General features: G+C 71.6%; 16 protein-coding genes. 10 read left to right on the top strand and 6 right to left on the bottom strand.

Annotated elements, in window-relative coordinates:
• The first annotated feature begins 20 nt into the window (after positions 1-20).
• The 8 genes from KIK09_RS17885 (at position 21) to KIK09_RS17850 (ending at position 9,752) form a co-directional block, all read left to right on the top strand.
• Positions 21-1,157, top strand: a complete 1,137-nt coding sequence (locus KIK09_RS17885) for an amidohydrolase (protein WP_214320334.1) — start codon at positions 21-23, stop codon at positions 1,155-1,157.
• A 12-nt stretch (positions 1,158-1,169) separates the two neighbouring features.
• The gene (locus tag KIK09_RS17880) at positions 1,170-2,786 is read left to right on the top strand and encodes an ABC transporter substrate-binding protein (RefSeq protein ID WP_214320333.1); all 1,617 of its coding nucleotides are present in this window, start codon (positions 1,170-1,172) and stop codon (positions 2,784-2,786) included.
• Complete coding sequence (locus tag KIK09_RS17875; RefSeq protein WP_214320332.1) at positions 2,783-3,706, top strand: ABC transporter permease; 924 nt, start codon at positions 2,783-2,785, stop codon at positions 3,704-3,706. The genes KIK09_RS17880 and KIK09_RS17875 overlap by 4 nt, the downstream gene beginning before the upstream one ends.
• 2 nt (positions 3,707-3,708) lie before the next feature.
• Positions 3,709-4,482, top strand: a complete 774-nt coding sequence (locus KIK09_RS17870) for an ABC transporter permease (protein ID WP_308164164.1) — start codon at positions 3,709-3,711, stop codon at positions 4,480-4,482.
• A complete protein-coding gene (locus KIK09_RS17865) occupies positions 4,479-5,432 on the top strand; it encodes an ABC transporter ATP-binding protein (RefSeq protein WP_214320330.1) in 954 nt (317 codons plus the stop codon). The genes KIK09_RS17870 and KIK09_RS17865 overlap by 4 nt, the downstream gene beginning before the upstream one ends.
• Positions 5,429-6,277, top strand: coding sequence for an ABC transporter ATP-binding protein (locus KIK09_RS17860; protein WP_214320329.1), 849 nt, complete (start codon positions 5,429-5,431; stop codon positions 6,275-6,277). The genes KIK09_RS17865 and KIK09_RS17860 overlap by 4 nt, the downstream gene beginning before the upstream one ends.
• Positions 6,274-7,716 carry an amidohydrolase family protein gene (locus KIK09_RS17855; RefSeq protein WP_214320328.1) on the top strand — a complete coding sequence of 481 codons (1,443 nt, stop codon included), beginning with the start codon at positions 6,274-6,276 and terminating at the stop codon, positions 7,714-7,716. The genes KIK09_RS17860 and KIK09_RS17855 overlap by 4 nt, the downstream gene beginning before the upstream one ends.
• A 128-nt stretch (positions 7,717-7,844) precedes the next feature.
• Positions 7,845-9,752 (top strand): Xaa-Pro dipeptidyl-peptidase, encoded by a 1,908-nt coding sequence (locus tag KIK09_RS17850; RefSeq protein ID WP_214320327.1) that lies wholly within the window; start codon positions 7,845-7,847, stop codon positions 9,750-9,752.
• Between the two features lie 156 nt (positions 9,753-9,908).
• On the opposite strand, the gene KIK09_RS17845 is transcribed toward KIK09_RS17850, so the two are convergent.
• Genes KIK09_RS17845 through KIK09_RS17830 form a run of 4 tightly spaced genes read right to left on the bottom strand, consistent with a single transcriptional unit; the run spans position 9,909 to position 14,276 of the window.
• A complete protein-coding gene (locus KIK09_RS17845; RefSeq protein WP_214320326.1) occupies positions 9,909-11,477 on the bottom strand; it encodes an MFS transporter in 1,569 nt (522 codons plus the stop codon).
• Between the two features lie 16 nt (positions 11,478-11,493).
• Complete coding sequence (locus KIK09_RS17840) at positions 11,494-11,913, bottom strand: hypothetical protein (RefSeq protein ID WP_214320325.1); 420 nt, start codon at positions 11,911-11,913, stop codon at positions 11,494-11,496.
• Positions 11,910-13,427 (bottom strand): hypothetical protein, encoded by a 1,518-nt coding sequence (locus tag KIK09_RS17835; RefSeq protein ID WP_214320324.1) that lies wholly within the window; start codon positions 13,425-13,427, stop codon positions 11,910-11,912. Before KIK09_RS17835 ends, KIK09_RS17840 begins: the two co-directional genes overlap by 4 nt.
• A gap of 57 nt (positions 13,428-13,484) precedes the next feature.
• The gene (locus KIK09_RS17830; RefSeq protein ID WP_214320323.1) at positions 13,485-14,276 is read right to left on the bottom strand and encodes a DUF4253 domain-containing protein; all 792 of its coding nucleotides are present in this window, start codon (positions 14,274-14,276) and stop codon (positions 13,485-13,487) included.
• Positions 14,277-14,345: 69 nt separating this feature from the next.
• Here KIK09_RS17830 and KIK09_RS17825 point away from each other — a divergent pair, with 69 nt between their 5' ends.
• Positions 14,346-14,954 carry a response regulator transcription factor gene (locus tag KIK09_RS17825; protein ID WP_214320322.1) on the top strand — a complete coding sequence of 203 codons (609 nt, stop codon included), beginning with the start codon at positions 14,346-14,348 and terminating at the stop codon, positions 14,952-14,954.
• Entirely contained in the window at positions 14,951-15,526 is a 576-nt protein-coding gene (locus KIK09_RS17820) for an HAD family hydrolase (protein WP_214320321.1), read from the top strand. Before KIK09_RS17825 ends, KIK09_RS17820 begins: the two co-directional genes overlap by 4 nt.
• Here the strand turns inward: KIK09_RS17820 and KIK09_RS17815 are convergent.
• Together KIK09_RS17815 and KIK09_RS17810 are read right to left on the bottom strand one after the other, a co-directional pair.
• Entirely contained in the window at positions 15,523-16,326 is an 804-nt protein-coding gene (locus tag KIK09_RS17815; protein ID WP_214320320.1) for a MerR family transcriptional regulator, read from the bottom strand. The genes KIK09_RS17820 and KIK09_RS17815 overlap by 4 nt on opposite strands.
• Positions 16,327-16,378: 52 nt before the next feature.
• Positions 16,379-16,993 (bottom strand): TenA family protein, encoded by a 615-nt coding sequence (locus KIK09_RS17810; protein ID WP_308164163.1) that lies wholly within the window; start codon positions 16,991-16,993, stop codon positions 16,379-16,381.
• Positions 16,994-17,170: the final 177 nt, after the last annotated feature.

The raw sequence follows: 17,170 nt of genomic DNA, 5'->3' as shown, positions 1-17,170 counted from the left end.
GATTAAAGGCGATCAACCCCGTGGCTCTGGTTCAGTTCACCAATCTCCGCCCGCACGACCTGCTGGTCGAGGACGGGCGCATCGTCGCAGGCGGCACGCCGGACGAGGTCGTCGACTGCGACGGCCTGCTGGCCCTGCCGGCGCCGGTCGACGCCCACATCCATCCGGACAAGACCACGTGGGGCCAATCATGGCTGAGCCGCGAGCCCGCGCGGAACCTGCGCGAGCTGATCGACGGCGACGTCGCCGCCCGCCAGGGCATGACCGCCACGGTGGCCGAGCGCGCCGGCGCCCTGATGGACCACGCGATCGCCCGCGGCGCCCGCGCCTGGCGCGCCCACGTCGACGTCGCCCCCGTCTACGGCCTGGATAACCTCCACGGCGTACGGCAGGCCGCGGCGGAACGAGCCCACCTGCTCGACGTCCAGACCGTGGCGTTCCCCCAGCTCGGCCTGCTGACCGCGCCGGGCACCGCGGAACTGCTCGAGCGGGCGCTGCAGGAGGGCGCCGACATCCTGGGCGGCCTCGACCCGATCGGCGTGGACGGCGACCTGCACGGTCACCTCGACGTGCTGTTCGGACTGGCGCAACGGCACGGCGTGCCGCTGGACATCCACCTGCACGACGGGGGAGCGGCGGGCGTCGAGACGGTTCACGAGATCGCCCGCCGTACCGCCGCCTCAGGACTGAAGGTCACCATCAGCCACGCGTTCAGCCTGGCAGGCGAGGTCGCGCCCGAGACCGTGAAGCTGCTGGCCGAGGCCGGGGTGGCGCTGACCACCTGCGCGCTCGGCGGCGATCCGGTCATCTCGCCGGACACGTTCGCCGGCACGGGCGTGCTGCTCGCGGCCGGGTCGGACGGCGTGCGCGATCCGTGGACGCCGTTCGGCGACGGCGACATGATCGCGCGGGCGCACCTGCTGGCCTACCGCACCGACGCCCGCACCGACGAGGAGCTGGCCGCCTGCTACGCGGTCGTGGCGCACGGGGGCGCCGAGCTGCTCGGACTGGCGCGGGTCGAACTGAACCCGGGCGACCCCGCCGACTTCGTCCTGGTCAGGAGCGACTCCGTGGCCCAGGCCGTGGTGGAGCGCCCGATCCCCCATCTCGTCGTCCGGGCGGGCCGCGTGATCGCCCGTGACGGCCGGCTCGTCTGAAAGGTCCCCCCGATGATCCGTCGCGCCCTGCCCGTTCTCGGCCTGGCTCTCGCCGTGGCCGCCTGCGGCGCCAACGCCCCCGCCAAGCAGCAGCAGGAGGCTGCCGCACCCCCGCAGCTCGATCTGAAGACCGCCACCGCGCCCGCCGCCAAGGGCCTGGACAAGATCACCTGGAACCTGCCGTACGAGCCGCAGACGCTCGACCCGATCAGGTCCTTCAACTATGCGGAGAACACCGCGCTGGCCAACATGTGCGAGAGCCTGCTGCGGCTCACGCCCGACTTCAAGATCGAGCCGGGGCTCGCCGTGAAGGCGGACAACCCCACCCCGACCACCTGGGTCTACACGATCCGCGACGGCGTGAAGTTCTGGAACGGCAAGCCGCTCACCGCCGCCGACGTGGCCGCCAGCCTCAACAGGCACCTGGACCCGGCGCTCGGCACCTGGTGGGGCGACTACTTCCACACCGTCGAGTCGATCAAGGCGACCGGGCCGATGCAGGTCACGGTCACGCTCAAGCAGCCCGACGTGCTGTTCAACCAGGCCATGGCCACCGCCGCGGGCGCCGTGGTGTCGGCCGACTACGCCAGGAAGAAGGACCTGGGCTCGCCCACCGGCGGGCTGATGTGCACGGGACCGTTCCAGTTCGAGGGCTGGAAGTCCGGCGACGCACTCACGCTCAAGCGCAACGACTCCTACTGGGACCAGGCGCTGAAGGCCAAGTCGGAGAGCCTGGTGTTCCGCTTCATCGCCGACGAGACCACCGCCGTCAACGCGCTGCGCTCGGGCGAGGTCGACGGGCAGTACTTCTACCTGCCGCCCGCCGGGCTCTCCCAGCTGCAGAACTCCACCACCGGCTCGGTGACGCTGGGCAGGTCGCTGACGTTCTGGACCCTGCTCGGCGCGGCCAAGTCGGGCCCGTACGCCGACCCCAAGGTCAGGCAGGCGCTCTCGCTCGCGCTGGACAGGGCGGCCATCTCCAAGGTCGTCTTCCAGGGTACCGCCGCGCCGCAGAAGACCCTGGCCGGCGCCGAGTACTGGGGCTACGCCGCCGACACCTTCAAGCAGGCCTACGACGCCCTGCCCGCCGCCACCCCCGACCTGGCCAAGGCCAAGCAGCTGCTGACCGAGGCGGGCAACCCCACCCAGACCATCACCATCGGCATCCAGGGCAGCGCCGCCGTCCACGAGCAGACCGCGAACCTGATCAAGGCCACGGGCGAGGCGCTCGGCCTCAAGATCGACATCAAGGTCATCCCGGTCGAGCAGTACGGCAACCTCTACAGCGACCCCAAGGCCCGCCAGGGCATCGACGCGTTCTTCTCCACCTGGTACGGCAACGTCCCCGACCCGCTCGACATCTACACGGTCTTCCTGGACGGCGGGCGCACCAACTTCAACGGCTACCCGGCCGTGGACGCCGACATCAAGAAGGCCCGCGCCACCTACGACCCGGCCGCCCGCGCCGCCCTGGTCACCGGGATCCAGCAGAAGGTCACCGCCGACGTGCCCTGGATGCCGCTGAACAACCTGCCCGTCATCCTCTACATGAACAACCGGGTGACCGGCGCCGTCCCGTCGTTCCCCTACCTGTACTACCCGTGGGCCTCCGGGCTGGGGGCCCGGTGAGCTTCCTGCTCAAGCGGCTGGCGGGCCTGGCCGTGGTCCTGCTCGTCGCCTCCTTCCTGGTGTACGGCCTGCTGTACCTGGTGCCGGGCGGGCCGATGGCGTTCCTGCTCGGCAACCGCAGCGGCACCCCCGAGCAGATCGCCGCGATCCGGGCGCAGTACCACCTCGACGACCCGTTCCTGGTCCGCTACGCCACCTGGCTGCGGGGCGCCGTGACAGGCGACTTCGGCAGCTCGCTGGTCTACCGGCAGGACGTGTCGGCGCTGATGGCGGCCCGCGTGCCGACCACCGTGCTGCTGGTGGCCTACGCCACGCTGCTGATCGTGCTGGGCGGGGTGTCCATGGGGCTGCTCGCCGGGCTGCGCAGGGGACGCGTCGAGGCCCTGGTGAACGGCCTGTCGTCGGCGTTCCTCGCCGTGCCGCCGTTCGTGATCGGGGTGGCGCTGGTCATCGTGTTCGCGCTCGGGCTCGGCTGGTTCCCCGTGTTCGGGGCCGGCAGCGGGTTCGGCGGGCGCATCCACCATCTGACGCTGCCCGCGATCACGCTCAGCCTGGCCAGCGCCGCCTTCCTGGCCCGCATCACGCGCGCCTCGGTGCGGGAGGAGCTCGGCCGCGAGCACGTGGAGACCGCCCGCGCCCGCGGCTTCGCCGAGCGCCACATCGTGCGCCGCCACGTGCTGCGCAACGCCGCCATCCCGGTGGTGACCGTGACCGGGCTCAACGTGGCCGGGCTGATCGCCGGGTCGGTCGTGGTGGAGAACATCTTCGCCCTCGACGGGCTCGGCTCGCTGTTCGTCCGCGCGATCCTGCAGCGCGACTTCGCGATCGTCCAGGCGGTGGTGCTCGTGCTGGTCACCGCCTTCGTCCTGATCAACCTCCTGGTGGACCTGTGCTACTCCGCTCTCGACCCGCGCCTGTGACGGTGACGGCCGCGTCCTTCCTGGTCGTGGTCGTGGCCGTCACGCTGGCCGCGCCGCTGCTCGCGCCCTACGATCCGAACTTCCCCGACCTGCTGAACGCCCTCGGCGGCAGCACGGCCGCGCACCCGCTCGGCACCGACGCGCTCGGCAGGGACGTGCTGTCCAGGCTGATGTACGGCGCGCGGACCACGCTGCTCGGACCGGTGCTGGTCATCGCCGTCTCCAGCGTGGCGGGGACCGCGCTGGCCATCACCGCCGCCTGGGCCGGCGGCCGGGTCGACGCCGTCGTCTCCCGGGCGCTCGACGTGCTGTTCGCCGTGCCCGGCATCGTGTTCGCGCTGGTCACCGTGGCCGTGCTGGGGCCCGGCATCCCCGGCGTGGTGGCCGGGCTGGCCGTGGCCTACACGCCGTACGTGGCCCGCGTCGTGCGCGGGGCGGCGCTGCGGGAGCGCGGCCTGCCGTACGTGGCGGCGGCCTGGGTGCAGGGGCGCGGGGTGCTGGCCATCTGCACCCGGCACCTGCTGCCGAACCTGCGGCCGATCATCATCGCGCAGTCGGTGTCGGCGCTGGGCTTCGCGGTGATCGACGTGGCGGCGGTCTCATTCCTCGGGCTGGGCGTCCAGCCGCCGGACGCCGACTGGGGGCTGATGGTCAAGAGCGGCCTGGACAGCGCCATGCGCGGCCAGCCGCTCGAGGCGCTCAGCGCGGGGATCCTGATCGCCCTGGTCGTCGCCGCGTTCAACGTCCTCGGCGACCGTCTCGGGAGGCAGTCATGAGCCTGCTCAGCCTGTCCGCGCTCAACCTGGCCGTGCCGTACGCCAAGGACTGGCGCACGCTGGTGGCGGACGTCAGCCTCGACATCGCCCGCGGCGAGGCCGTCGGGCTGGTCGGCGAGTCCGGCTCGGGCAAGTCGATGACCGCCCGCGCGGTGCTCGGCCTCACCCCGCCGGGCGCCCGCGTCACCGGATCGGTGCTCTTCGACGGCGCCGACGTGCTCGCCCTGCGGCCCAGGGACCTGCGCGCGCTGCGCGCCCGCCGCATCGCGATGATCTTCCAGGATCCGCGCGCGCACATCAACCCGGTGCGCAGCGTCGGCGACTTCCTCACCGAAGCCATGATCCACAACCTCGGCCTCCCGGTACGGCAGGCCTCCTCGCGGGCCGCCGAGCTGCTGGCCGAGGTCGGCATCGAGGAACGCAGGATGAGGCAGTACCCGCACGAGCTGTCGGGCGGCCTGCTGCAGCGGGTGATGATCGCCTCGGTGCTGGCCGTCGAGCCAGACCTGATCCTGGCCGACGAGCCGACCACCGCGCTCGACGTGACCACGCAGTCGGAGGTGATGGCCATCCTGGACGAGCTGCGCAGGGACCGGGGCATGGCGATGCTGCTGATCACCCACGACCTGGAGCTGGCCGCGGCCACCTGCGACCGGCTGGCCGTGATGTACGCGGGCCGCGTCGTGGAGACCCAGCCCGCCGAGGCCCTGGTCGCCGCGCCCCGCCACCCCTACACGCGCGGCCTGCTCGAGTCGCGGCCCGCGCTCGGGGAGCGCAGGCGGCTGCCCGTCATCCCCGGCAGGCCGGTGGCGGCCTTCGAGGCGGATCCCGGGTGCGCCTTCGCGCCACGGTGTGCCTTCAGCACGCCGTACTGCCAGGAAGGAGAGCCGCCGATGCGGGACATGGAGGGCGTGCTGGTGGCCTGCGCGCGGGTCGAGGAGATCGCATGAGCGAGCGACCCGATCAAACACAGCTGTCTGACGCCCGTGCGGCCTCCGAAGGAGGTCGGACGAGTGTCATCGAGGTGGAGGGGCTGCGGAAGGTCTACGGGCAGGCGGTCGCGGTGGACGACGTGTCGTTCACCGTCGAGGCGGGCGAGTCGCTGGCCGTGGTGGGGGAGTCCGGGTCGGGCAAGACCACCGTCGCGCGGATGCTGCTCGGGCTGGAGACCCCCACCGGCGGCACGATCACCGTGTGCGGCAGGCAGCGCCGCGGCGGGCGCGTGTCGACCGCCGAGCGCAGGCGGCGGGCCAGGGAGATCCAGATCGTCTTCCAGGACCCGTACTCCTCGCTGGACAAGCTGCAGCGCGTCGGCGACGTCGTCGAGACCAGCCTGGCCCTGCACTTCCCGCTCACCCAGGCGGAGCGCGGCCGCAGGGCGCTGGAGCTGCTGGAGTCCGTCGGCCTGGCCGAGCGGCACGCCGCCATGCTGCCCAAGCAGCTGTCGGGAGGCCAGCGCCAGCGCGTGGCCATCGCCCGCGCGCTGGCCGCCGAGCCCCGCGTGCTGGTGCTCGACGAGGCGGTGGCCGCGCTGGACGTGTCGATCCAGGCCCAGATACTCAACCTGCTGGCCGACATCAGGGAGCGCGGCGAGATCAGCTACGTGTTCATCACGCACGACCTGGCCGTGGTCAACCAGATCAGCGACACCGCCATCGTCATGCGGCAGGGCAGGATCGTCGAGAGCGGACCCACCGCCGGCCTGCTGCGCGAGCCCGCCCACGACTACACCAGGGCGCTGCTCGAGGCCGTGCCCCGGCCGGGATGGAAACCGACCAGGAGAACCACCACGTGATCACACTCGTCAAGGCCTCGCACGTCATCGGATACCGCGACGGCGACCACGTCGTGCACAGGGACGGCTGCGTGGCCTACTCCGCCGACAGGATCGTCTACGTGGGCCCGTCGTACCCGGGTCCGTACGACGAGGTGATCGACGCCGGGCAGGCCGTGGTCGGGCCGGGGTTCATCGACCTGGACGCGCTGGCCGACATCGACCACGCCATCCTCGACACCTGGCAGGCCGACTCCAGCGGCCTGAACTGGTCCCTCGACCACGCCCGCGACCGCAGGGCGGCCGTCTTCCCGCTGGAGGAGACGCTGTTCATGCGGGAGTACGCGCTGACCCGGCTGATCCGCAACGGCATCACCACCGCCATGCCCATCGCCGCCGAGACCCACAGCGCCTGGGCCGAGTCCTACGACGAGCTCGCCGGGACAGCTTCGATCGCGGGCCGTCTCGGGCTGCGCATGTACCTGGGCCCCAGCTACCGCTCCGGCGTCCCCGTGGTGCTTCCCGACGGGTCCAGGGACGTCCACTGGGAGCCCTCGCTCGGCGAGCAGGGCCTCGCCGACGCCGTCCGCTTCGTGAAGGACTTCGACGGCGCCTTCGACGGGCGGATCAGGGGCGCCCTGCTGCCGTGCCGCATCGAGACGCTCACCCTGGACCTCATGCGCGCCACCGCGGCCGCCGCGGGCGAGCTCGGCTGCCTGGTCCGCCTGCACTGCCTGCAGGGCCTCACCGAGCTGCGCCTGCTGCGCGAGTGGTACGGCAAGCGGCCCCTGGACGTGCTCGCCGACACCGGGCTGCTGGACCGGCGCCTGCTCATCCCGCACGCACTGTACGCCGCCGGGCATCCGGAAGCGCCCGGCTCCGGACCGGACGACCTCGACCGGCTCGCCGGGATCGCCGGGATCGTCCACTGCCCGCTCACCATGGTCCGCTACGGCGCGGCGCTGCACGACTTCGACCGCTACCGCGAGGCCGGGGTGACGGTGGCGCTGGGCACCGACTCCTATCCGCCGGACATGATCCGCAACATGGACTACGGCAACAACTTGGCCAAGCTCGTCACGGGACGGCTCGACGCCGGTTCCGCCGCCGACTACTACCGGGCCGCCACCCTCGGCGGCGCCCGCGCCCTCGGCCGCGACGACCTCGGCCGTCTTACTCCCGGCGCCAAGGCCGACCTCATCGCGGTCGCCCTCACCGGCCCCGTCGACGACCCGATCCGCACCCTCCTCATGAACGGCTCGGGCGCGGACGTCACCACGGTCGTCATCGACGGCCGCACGGTCATGCGCGACCGCACCATCCCCGGCGTGGACGAGCCCGCCCTCCGGTCCCGCGCCCAGACCTACTTCGACCACATGAAGGCCGCGTACTCCACCCGCGACCACCTCACCCGCCCCCCCACCGCCCTCTTCCCCCCGTCCTTCCCCGACGCTTGCTAGCGGTCCCCCACCTCAGCGCCTCGTGGCCGGATCCGGACAGGGCTTACTGGGGTGGCTGGGATCTTGTCAGGAGTGCGGTGGTCTGAGAGATTGCGGGTACTTTTCCCCAAATGTCTCGGAGGACACGCGTGCCACAATTACGCCCGGCCCTCATCGCGATCGCCCTCACCCTCGCGGTCGCCGCGACCCCGGCGAAGGCGGCGAGCGAACCCGCGATCACGGTCCAGAACGGCCGCACTCAGCCCGTCTTCTCCTACGCGGACGCGATCCGCGAGTACGTCTACGTCGAGTCGAGCGTCGACAGCGACTCCGACGGCAAGCTGGACAGGGTCCGAGTCGACATCATCCGGCCCAAGGAGTCCGGCCCCGGGCTCAAGGTCCCGGTGATCATGGACGAGAGCCCCTACTACGACAACTCGGGCCGCGGGAACGAGGGTGAGCGGAAGGTCTACGACCCCTCCGGCAACCCCGTGAAGTTCCCCCTCTTCTACGACAACTACTTCGTGCCGCGCGGCTACGCCGTACTGAACGTGGACATGATCGGCACCACGAAGTCCGAGGGATGCCCGGACATCGGCGGCAAGGCCGACATCGCCGGCGGCAAGGCGGTCATCGACTGGCTCAACGGCCGCGCCAAGGCCTACAAGGCGGACGGCAGCCCCGCCACCGCCGACTGGACCACCGGCAAGGCCGCGATGATCGGCAAGTCCTACGACGGCACGCTGGCGCAGGGCGTGGCCGCCACCGGAGTGCAGGGCCTGGTGACGATCGTGCCGATCTCGGCGATCGACTCCTGGTACAAGTACCAGCGCTCCAACGGCGTCATCTACAACCACGACTACGCCTCCTGGCTGGCCAACTACGTCGACACCGACCCCGAGCCCAAGTGCCAGGCCGTCCGCGACAAGATGGACGCCGAGGACGGCGACGACACGGGCAACTACAACGCCTTCTGGGCCGAGCGCGACTACCTCAAGGACGTCTCCAACGTCCGCGCCAGCGTCTTCGCCGTGCACACGGTCAACGACCTGAACGTCAAGCCGGACAACTTCTCCACCTGGTGGCAGGCCCTGGCCGAGCGGAACATCCCGCGCAAGATCTGGGTCGGCCAGTACCAGCACGTGGACCCGTTCGACTTCGAGGGCCGCAGGGACATCTGGGTCGACACCCTGCACGGCTGGTTCGACTACTGGCTGCAGGGCGTCCGCAACGACGCGCTCACCCAGCCGCGCGCCGACGTCCAGGTCGGCCCCACACAGTGGATCAAGCAGCGCGACTGGCCGGCGCCGTTCGCGGTCAAGGTCCCGCTCAGCCCCGCCCCCGACGGCTCGCTCGGCCTGGTCCCTGCCGCCAAGGGCGCGACCGCGTCGTTCACCGACGTCAGCCTCGAGGAAGCCGACATGATCGCGGACGTCGGTACGGCCAAGCCGGGCCGGATCGCGTTCACCAGCGGCGCGCTGCCGCTGGACCTGCGCCTGTCCGGCACGCCGACGGCCGACCTGCGGGTCAAGCTGGACCAGCCCACCGCCAACCTGACGGCCCTGCTCGTCGACTTCGGCGACGACACCAGGGTCGACTGGCGCCGCGGCCAGGGCATCACCACGCTCACCGAGGAGGACTGCCACGGCGACTCCACCCCGGCCGACGACGGCTGCTACAAGAAGACGGTCACGAACCTGGTGACCGCCCCGGCCGAGATCGTCGCCCGCGGTTGGATCGACGTGCAGAACCGCGACTCGCTGACCACCTCGTCGCCGCTCCCCGTGGGCACGTACGGCAAGGTCAAGTGGCAGACGCTGCCCCACGACTACACCTTCAAGCAGGGCCACCGCCTCGGCCTGGTGATCGCCGGCACCGACTACGACTACAGCGACGAGGCGGGCACCGGCGCGAACGTGACCGTTGACCTGGCCAAGAGCCGCATCATCGTCCCGTTCGTCACCGCTCCGACGACCATGCCGAAGGACAAGGCCAAGTTCCACGGCCCGCAGCAGCTGAGGCTGCCGCAGCCGGAGCAGGGCTTCTCCTTCTTCTAGAAGTACGGCAAGCCCTTCTAGAAGTACGGCAAGCCGCCCCACCGGCCGCCCGCCGCACTTCGGCTGAGGGCCCGCGACCGGCGCTCGCGGCGAGTCGGTGACACCTGCTCACCGCAACGGCGCGCGGGAACCACCTGGATGGTTCCCGCGCGTCCGTCACACCTCGACGGGTTGGAGTTCGGTCTTCCTGGTCTCCACGCCGAACAGCAGCACGGCCGCGACGGCCAGCACCAGCGGGACGGCGCCGAGCAGCGCGGTCGCGCCGATGGACGGCGCCGCCGCCCCGGCCACCAGGAACGCCGTGACCGCCACGCCGCCGAACTTGCCGACCCCGGCCGACAGGCCGGATCCGCGCGAGCGGACCCGGGTCGGGTAGATCTCCGAGGAGTAGGCGGCCAGGACGGCGGCGATCGTGGCGGTGCCCACGATCGGCCCGGCCAGCAGGATGTACAGCCAGGTGCGGTCCTGGGCGAGGCTCTCACCGGCGAACGACAGCACGACCAGCGCCGCCCCCACCAGCGTGGCCAGCACCACGATGGTCTTCTTGGCGCTCCACAGCCCGTACATGGCCGCCGAGATGAAGATCAGCGGCAGCCCCAGCAGCGCCGAGTCGCGCAGCGCCCGGTCGGCTGTCGGCTGGTCGAGCCCGAGCTTCTGCAGGTTCGACGGGATCCACAGCTGGAAGCCGTAGGTGACCAGGCCGATGCTCAGCCCCAGGATCACCACGGCCACGGTCAGCCCGGTGAACGGGGGACGGAACAGCCGCGAGTAGCCGCCCGGCTGCTCGTCCTCGACCAGCTCCACGGCCTGCGTGGTGGCCGCGCCGTACCTGGCCATGATCCGGTGGGCCTCCTCGTCGCGGCCGTGCGCGAGCAGGAAGCGGGGCGATTCGGGGATGAAGCGGTTGAGCAGGATCAGGAAGACGCCGGTCGGCAGGCCGATCAGCCACATGATCCGCCAGGAGTAGGTGGGCGCGAGCGCGGCCGACAGCCAGCTGGCCGCCACGTAGGCGACGGCCAGGTTGCCGCCGATGAGCACCATCACCCAGCCCTTGTGCCGCGGCGGGATCGTCTCGGCGAGCAACGAGAACGTGATCGGCAGCATGCCGCCCGCGCCCAGGCCCATGAGCAGGCACATGACCAGGTTCCACCGGATGTCGGGCATGGCGCCGCAGATCGCCGTCCCGATGAACAGCACGCCCGCGAACAGGATGGACGGCTTGCGCCCGATGCGGTCGCCCATCCAGCCCCACAGCAGCGAGCCGAGCACGGTGCCGGTCAGCCCGGCCAGCGGCAGGATCGCCGCCGGCCACTCGCCGTGCGGGTTCAGCGCGGAGCGCAGCCCGTACTCCTTGGCCATGCCGGGCACCACGAAGCCCAGCGTGATCGGCTTCATCGCGTCGATGATCACCGCGATGGACAGGACGACGATCAGCCCGAGGTGCGCCGGGCGCATCCGCGCGTCGTCCAGCGCCCGCACCCGCACCTCCCCGGCGGGCCTGGAGGCGAAGGCACCCCTCGGGATCAGTCCGTAGCCGGTGGCGGCCAGGCCGACCACGATCAGGGCCATGCCGATCGTCATCGGCGTGTCCATCTCCATCCCCGCCAGCCTGTAGTGCATGTCCGCACCGTGCAGGTACATCGGCAGGTGCAGGACCACCCCCGTGGCCGTGGCCAGGAACCCCAGCCAGAAGTACAGCGGACGAGCCAACTCGATGCCGCCCATGCCTCCCCTTCCTCGATCAGATCAGGCGGCCCCCACGCAGCCGCCACTGGACGAACAGCACCCGCATCGGGCCGTTGGCGAACAGCCACTGGCCGGTCCAGACGATCGCGAACATGGCCGCGAACGCCCAGGCGGACACCGGGCCCCCGACCCCCGGAACCAGCCCGCGGTCCAGCAGCACCCACATCAGCAACCCCTCGGGCACGATCGTGACCAGGCCGAACAGCGTCGGCCAGTCCTTGTCCCAGCGGAACTGCATGAGCAGGTGATAGACCAGCTCCCAGCCGACGCCGACCACGGCGACGGCCAGCAGCACGAGATAGGCGTCCATGAAGGACATCGGCAGCACCAGGGCCGACAGCGCGGTGAGCGCCGCGCCCACGGTGGCCAGCAGGAAGAGCCGGGTCTGTATCCGCCCGGCCAGCGTCGGGATCATCCGGGCCTCCGGTTGGCCGCCCACTTCGCCCACTGCGTCACCGACCTGATCGGCCCGAGCCGCGCGCAGAAGCCGCGCCCGGCCAGGTCGTCGGCGATGTCCAGGGCGGCGGTCTGCATGCCGAGGAAGCTGTCGACGGCCAGGAAGTGGTTGCCCGCCGTGGCCGCGCCCGAGGCGTACACCGCGCCGCCCTGGCTGTCGGCGCCGATCACCTCGAAGTTCCTGCCGGTCAGCAGCCTGCCCGCGCGGTTGGTGAGCGCGCCGCCGTGCCGTACCAGGTCATCCAGGACGCGGTGCTCGTCCATGTCGGCTTCCAGGCCGGTGCAGTCGATGATGAAGTCCGAGACGTACCGCATGGGCGCGGCGCCCTCGCTGCGGGTCAGCGTGACCAGGCGGCCGTCGGGGGCCCGGTCGATCCGGTCGACCACGGCCTGCACCGGGTGGTACCAGCCGCTCTGGCGGCCCTGCCGCAGTTGCTCCTGCCAGCGGCGCAGCTTCGGCGTGGTGGTCCCCGCGACGACCTTGGCGAGCCCGGCCCTGCGCTCGGCGCCTGCCTTGCGGAAGCGGGCCTTGAGCTGGCCGCCGAAGGCCGACTTGGGCATGGTGAACGCCTGGTAGGCCCACCCGTCGCCGCCCTTGCGCCGCATCCACGGGTTCGGCCCGTGCGAGCCGGCGACCCAGGTGCGGAACAGGTGCACGATCTGGGTCTGCAGGCCGTGCCGCTGACGGTCGTCGATGAGGCGCTGCAGCACCCGCGAGGCCACGATGCCCGCCCCGCGCACCACGACCACGCCGGGACGCGAGCGCAGCCGCTCGTAGACGTGCTCGTGCGGCTCGTAGGCGTTGACCACCCGGTAGCGCTCGCCGTGCGACTGACGGAAGTCCTGCAGGTCGTCGAGGAACTTCAGCCCCGGATAGCCCACCGCCAGGTGTACGTACTGCGAGCGGATCGCCACCCGCTTGGTCGGCCCCGTCCCGGCGGGCGGGGTGAGCACGGTGAAGTAGCCGCCGCCGGCCCGCTTCCTGACCATCCGGACCTGCCCCTTGGCCAGCGTCTCCCAGTAGCCGATCCGGTCGGCTTCGCGGCGCAGGCTCCTGGTGACCGTGCCCGCGCGGGGGCTGTAGAAGTCGGCCAGGACCGGCTCGGCCAGCACCTGGTAGACGGGTTTGAGCGTGCGCTCCTGCCAGGCCTCCTGCAGCGCGTAGGAGGGGAAGCCCCAGATGTTGTCGGGCCGGGCGCCGGAGTCGGAGCGGATGCGCTCGTGCGCGGGCAACTGCGACACGCGCGTCAGGTACTCCCACGTCTGCCAGGGGGAGTCGGAGGTCGACAGCACCCTGATCGAGGTGGTCGGCACGCCCCGGACGCGCAGCACGTCGACCAGCGTGAACGAGCCGATCCCGCCGCCGACCGACACCAGCGGCACGTCGAAGACCGGGATGCCCGCCCGCTGCACCAGCTCGTCGGCCCACAGGGAGGAATCGAGTAACTCCGGTGTGAGGTCGCCCCGCGACATGCTGCTATGCCCCCTTACGGGGCTAAAGCTAGCTTAAAGATCCACATTTGTGGAGGGTCAGTCCCACCAGAAGGACCAGGCGTGGCTGCCCATGAGCTGCTCGGCGTATCCCCGCAGGTCTCCGGCGCCCTGCACCACGTTGTCGGGGCAGAACGTCCAGTGCTCGGCCGCCACGTGCAGCGCGTGGTCGGGGTCGACCGGCGGCGCGGCCACGCTCAGCTCCAGCGTGTTGAAGCCCATGCCGACCACCCGCGCGCCGAAGCGGTCCTCCCAGCTGCGCACCACCGCGGCCAGCGGCACCATCCACTCGTTGTGGTGCAGCGCGCCCTGCCAGCCCATCGCCACCAGCGCGTCGGCGCCCCGGTTGACCGCGGCCAGCCCCAGCGGCATGCCCCTGTCCGCCAGCTCCTTGGCGTACCAGTCGGCCACCGCGCCCGGATCGGCCACCAGCTGGCCCGGCGCGGCCGGACCCGGGCAGTACGCGCCGAACGGCTCCACCTCCTCCAGCGCGCCCTGCGGCATCTGCGCCACCCACTCCCGCCACACCTCGGCCATGAACCCCTCGGCGGTGAAGTGGTCGATGAGCGCCGTGTCGTCGGGCACCACCTGCCCGGTCGACCACGGCTGGGCCGACTCGTCCAGCAGGATCGGCCACAGGCCCGTCCGCGGGTGCTCCGAGCGCAGGCGCGCCCACTCCTCGGCGGTCGCGTCCTCGTCGCTCATCCAGAACGCGGGCCTGGCGGCCTGGACGAACTCGGGATCGGGCCAGACGAGACCGCCCTCGGGCAGCCCGGAGGGGACCGTGCGCCCCCGGCCGCCGTCGGCGAACAGCCGGCTCAGATCGTCCATTGCCTACCCGTTACCGTTGCATTCCGTCTCGGAGATGGTAGTGCCGAGCATCCGGCTACGGTTGGGCCCATGGCCATCCGTGTGCTGATCGCTGAAGACCAGGGCATGATGCGGGACGCCCTGGCGCTGCTGCTCGGGCTCGAGGAGGACCTGGAGATCGTCGCGAGGGTGGCCTCGGGGGAGGAGATCCTGCCCGCCGCCCGCGAGCACCGGCCCGACGCGGCGCTGCTCGACATCGAGCTGCCCGGGCGCGGCGGCCTGGACGTGCTGCCCGAGCTGCGCGGGCTGCTGCCCGGCTGTGCCGTACTGGTGCTGACGACCTTCGCCAGGCCCGGCTACCTGCGGCGGGCGATGGAGGCGGGCGCGGCCGGCTTCATGGTCAAGGACGGGCCGGTGGAGGAGCTGGCCGCGGCGATCAGGCGGGCCGTGGCGGGGGAGCGGGTCGTCGACCCCGGGCTGGCCGCCGCCGCGCTGCACGCCGGTCCCTCGCCGCTGACCGACAGGGAACGCGACGTGCTGGCCGCCGCGCTCGACGGGTCCACGATCGCGGACGTGGCCGCGCGGCTGCACCTGTCGGAGTCCACGGTGCGCAACCACCTGTCGTCGGCCATCGGCAAGACGCACACCAGGAACCGGATCGAGGCCGCCCGGCTGGCCCGGCACAATGGGTGGCTATGACGGCTTACGACGCGGTGCTCAGCGACCTCGACGGGGTGCTGCGCCTGTTCGACCACGACCGGCAGCGCGACATCGAGGCGCGTTACGGCCTGCCGGTGATGCAGGTCGCCTTCGACCCGGCCAGGATGACGCCGGCCACGCTCGGGCACATCACCGAGGCGGAGTGGGTGGAGTCGATCGCGGCGGGGCTGGGCGGCGGCGAGAGGGCCAGGCAGGCCGCCCGCGAGTTCGCCGAGGTGCGGTTCTGGGTCGACGAGGAGGTCAGGACGCTGCTGGCCAAGGCGCAGGAGCGGGTGCCCGTGATCCTGGTGACCAACGCCATGGACACCCTGGAGGCGCACCTCGACCTGCTCGGCCTGACCTACTTCGCCGACGCCGTCGTCAGCAGCGCCCGGGTCGGGGTGGCCAAGCCCGACCCGCGCATCTACGAGATCGCGGCCGAGCAGGCGGGCGTCCCGCCCGAGCGCTGCCTGTTCGTGGACGACCGGCTGGAGAACGTCGAGAGCGCCCGCGCCCTCGGCATGACCGGCGTCTACTACACCTGCGTGGCGGACCTGGCGTCCGCCCTCTAGAACGGGCCGGCCAGGTCGCTCACCGGCTCGTCCTTGCCCGCCGTACGCGGGTCGCGGTAGAAGAGCTGGCGCGGCGGCCCGGTGAACTCCCGATCACCGGCCCACTCGCCCAGCGCCTGCATCGCCCGCAGCGCCCCCGCCGCCCCCAGCTGCTCGGCCGTGAGCCGCACGTACGCCTCGCTGTGCGCGGGATCCGTGCGCACGGTGAGGTCGGGGAAGTGCTCGTGCAGCGCGTCCGCCATCTCGGCGGGCACGGGACGGCAGAACTCGGCGGGCCCGTCGCTGTCGGCGCTCACCTCCCCGTGGAACAGCAGGAACGGCGCGCCGTGGATGCCGTCGAGCGCCGGCATGCCCGCCAGGCGGTTGATGAGCTCCATGGTGAAACCGCCCACCTGGTCGGCCGTCACGTGGCGGGTCGCCGTCAGCAGCACTCGCTCCGGCAGGTCACGCTGGTGAACCTCGTACATGGATCCGTCCTTCCCTGTGAGTTGCTCGACGAGGAAGGCGACCAGATCGGCCCTCTGCGCGTGCTTCGCCGCCACTTCCGCCCAATAAGCGGAAATTTCGGCAGCCGCCCTGGTCTGGTCGAGGTCGCACACGACCCTGATCCTGGCCAGCGGCATCCCCAGCCGCCGCAGCAGCCCGACGAGCCGTGCCCGCTCCAACTGCTCCGGCTCGTACATCCGGTAGCCGTTGAACGGGTCCACCCGCGCGGGCACGATCAGCCCGAGCTCGTCGTAGAGCCGCAGCGCCTTGGGTGAGAGCCTCGACTCCTTGGCGAACGCCCCGATCGTCAACATCGGCCGCCTCCTCCTGTCGCCACCCACGCTGCGGCTTCCCCCAGGGGCAAGGTCAACCGGCGGCCATGTCGAAGAACCCGCGCTCCAGCTCGACCGCCCGGCGGAAGGTGCCCTCCAGGCGCGCGTCGCCGATCCTGTCGAGCTCGCCGCGCAGGAAGGCCACCCACTCGCGGAACTCGGGGCCCTCGTGCAGCTCGATCCACTCGCGGTGGATCCAGCTCGCGGTGTACGGCTCGGCCGCCCGCGACGCCCAGCCCAGGTAGGTCCACTCCGCCACGCACAGCACGGCCACGATCGACGCGTAGTCCTGCGACCTGCGCACCTCGTCCATCAGGTTCCTGAACGCGGACGTGGCGGGCTCGAGCCGCGGCGTCGCCGAGCCGCCCAGCTCGGCCAGCGCGCGGTGGAAGTACGTCTTCTCCTCGGTGGTGGCCACCTGCCCGAGGAACCTGGCGTACGGCACACGCGCCTCCAGGGTGTCCGCGCAGGCCACGGCCGCCCCGAGCAGCGCGGTGAAGGAGTCGACGAACTGGAAGTCCTGCTCCAGGTACCGCCGCATGTCCGCCCGGCCCTCGATGATCGCCGTGGCGAACGGGTGGTTCACCACCGCGTCCCACTCGTCGGCGCACCGCTCACGCAGCCACTGGCTGAAGCTTGCCTCACTCACCCCCCCGACTCTAGCGATGTCCCGTCACGCTGCTCTCGTACGGCAGGCCGCCCCACCGGCCGCCCGCCGTACTTCGGCTGAGGGCCCGCGGGCGGCGCTTCTGGCGAGTCGGGGAGGGTTGCCCGCCGTTACGGCGCACGGGACCCGCCTGACCCACCAAGGGGATCCCGTGCGTCG

Source organism: Nonomuraea sediminis, from assembly GCF_018531495.1.
In the GTDB taxonomy this organism is placed as follows: Bacteria; Actinomycetota; Actinomycetes; order Streptosporangiales; family Streptosporangiaceae; genus Nonomuraea; species Nonomuraea sediminis.
This window is presented reverse-complemented; position numbering and strand designations above follow the sequence as displayed.

Excerpts from the sequence above, each read along its gene's own strand:
- KIK09_RS17880 (WP_214320333.1), top strand. The coding sequence starts at position 1,170 with ATGATCCGTCGCGCCCTGCCCGTTCTCGGCCTGGCTCTCGCCGTGGCC.
- KIK09_RS17865 (WP_214320330.1), top strand. The coding sequence starts at position 4,479 with ATGAGCCTGCTCAGCCTGTCCGCGCTCAACCTGGCCGTGCCGTACGCC.
- KIK09_RS17860 (WP_214320329.1), top strand. The coding sequence starts at position 5,429 with ATGAGCGAGCGACCCGATCAAACACAGCTGTCTGACGCCCGTGCGGCC.
- KIK09_RS17845 (WP_214320326.1), bottom strand. The coding sequence starts at position 11,477 with ATGGGCGGCATCGAGTTGGCTCGTCCGCTGTACTTCTGGCTGGGGTTC.
- KIK09_RS17840 (WP_214320325.1), bottom strand. The coding sequence starts at position 11,913 with ATGATCCCGACGCTGGCCGGGCGGATACAGACCCGGCTCTTCCTGCTG.
- KIK09_RS17835 (WP_214320324.1), bottom strand. The coding sequence starts at position 13,427 with ATGTCGCGGGGCGACCTCACACCGGAGTTACTCGATTCCTCCCTGTGG.
- KIK09_RS17830 (WP_214320323.1), bottom strand. The coding sequence starts at position 14,276 with ATGGACGATCTGAGCCGGCTGTTCGCCGACGGCGGCCGGGGGCGCACG.
- KIK09_RS17825 (WP_214320322.1), top strand. The coding sequence starts at position 14,346 with ATGGCCATCCGTGTGCTGATCGCTGAAGACCAGGGCATGATGCGGGAC.
- KIK09_RS17820 (WP_214320321.1), top strand. The coding sequence starts at position 14,951 with ATGACGGCTTACGACGCGGTGCTCAGCGACCTCGACGGGGTGCTGCGC.
- KIK09_RS17815 (WP_214320320.1), bottom strand. The coding sequence starts at position 16,326 with ATGTTGACGATCGGGGCGTTCGCCAAGGAGTCGAGGCTCTCACCCAAG.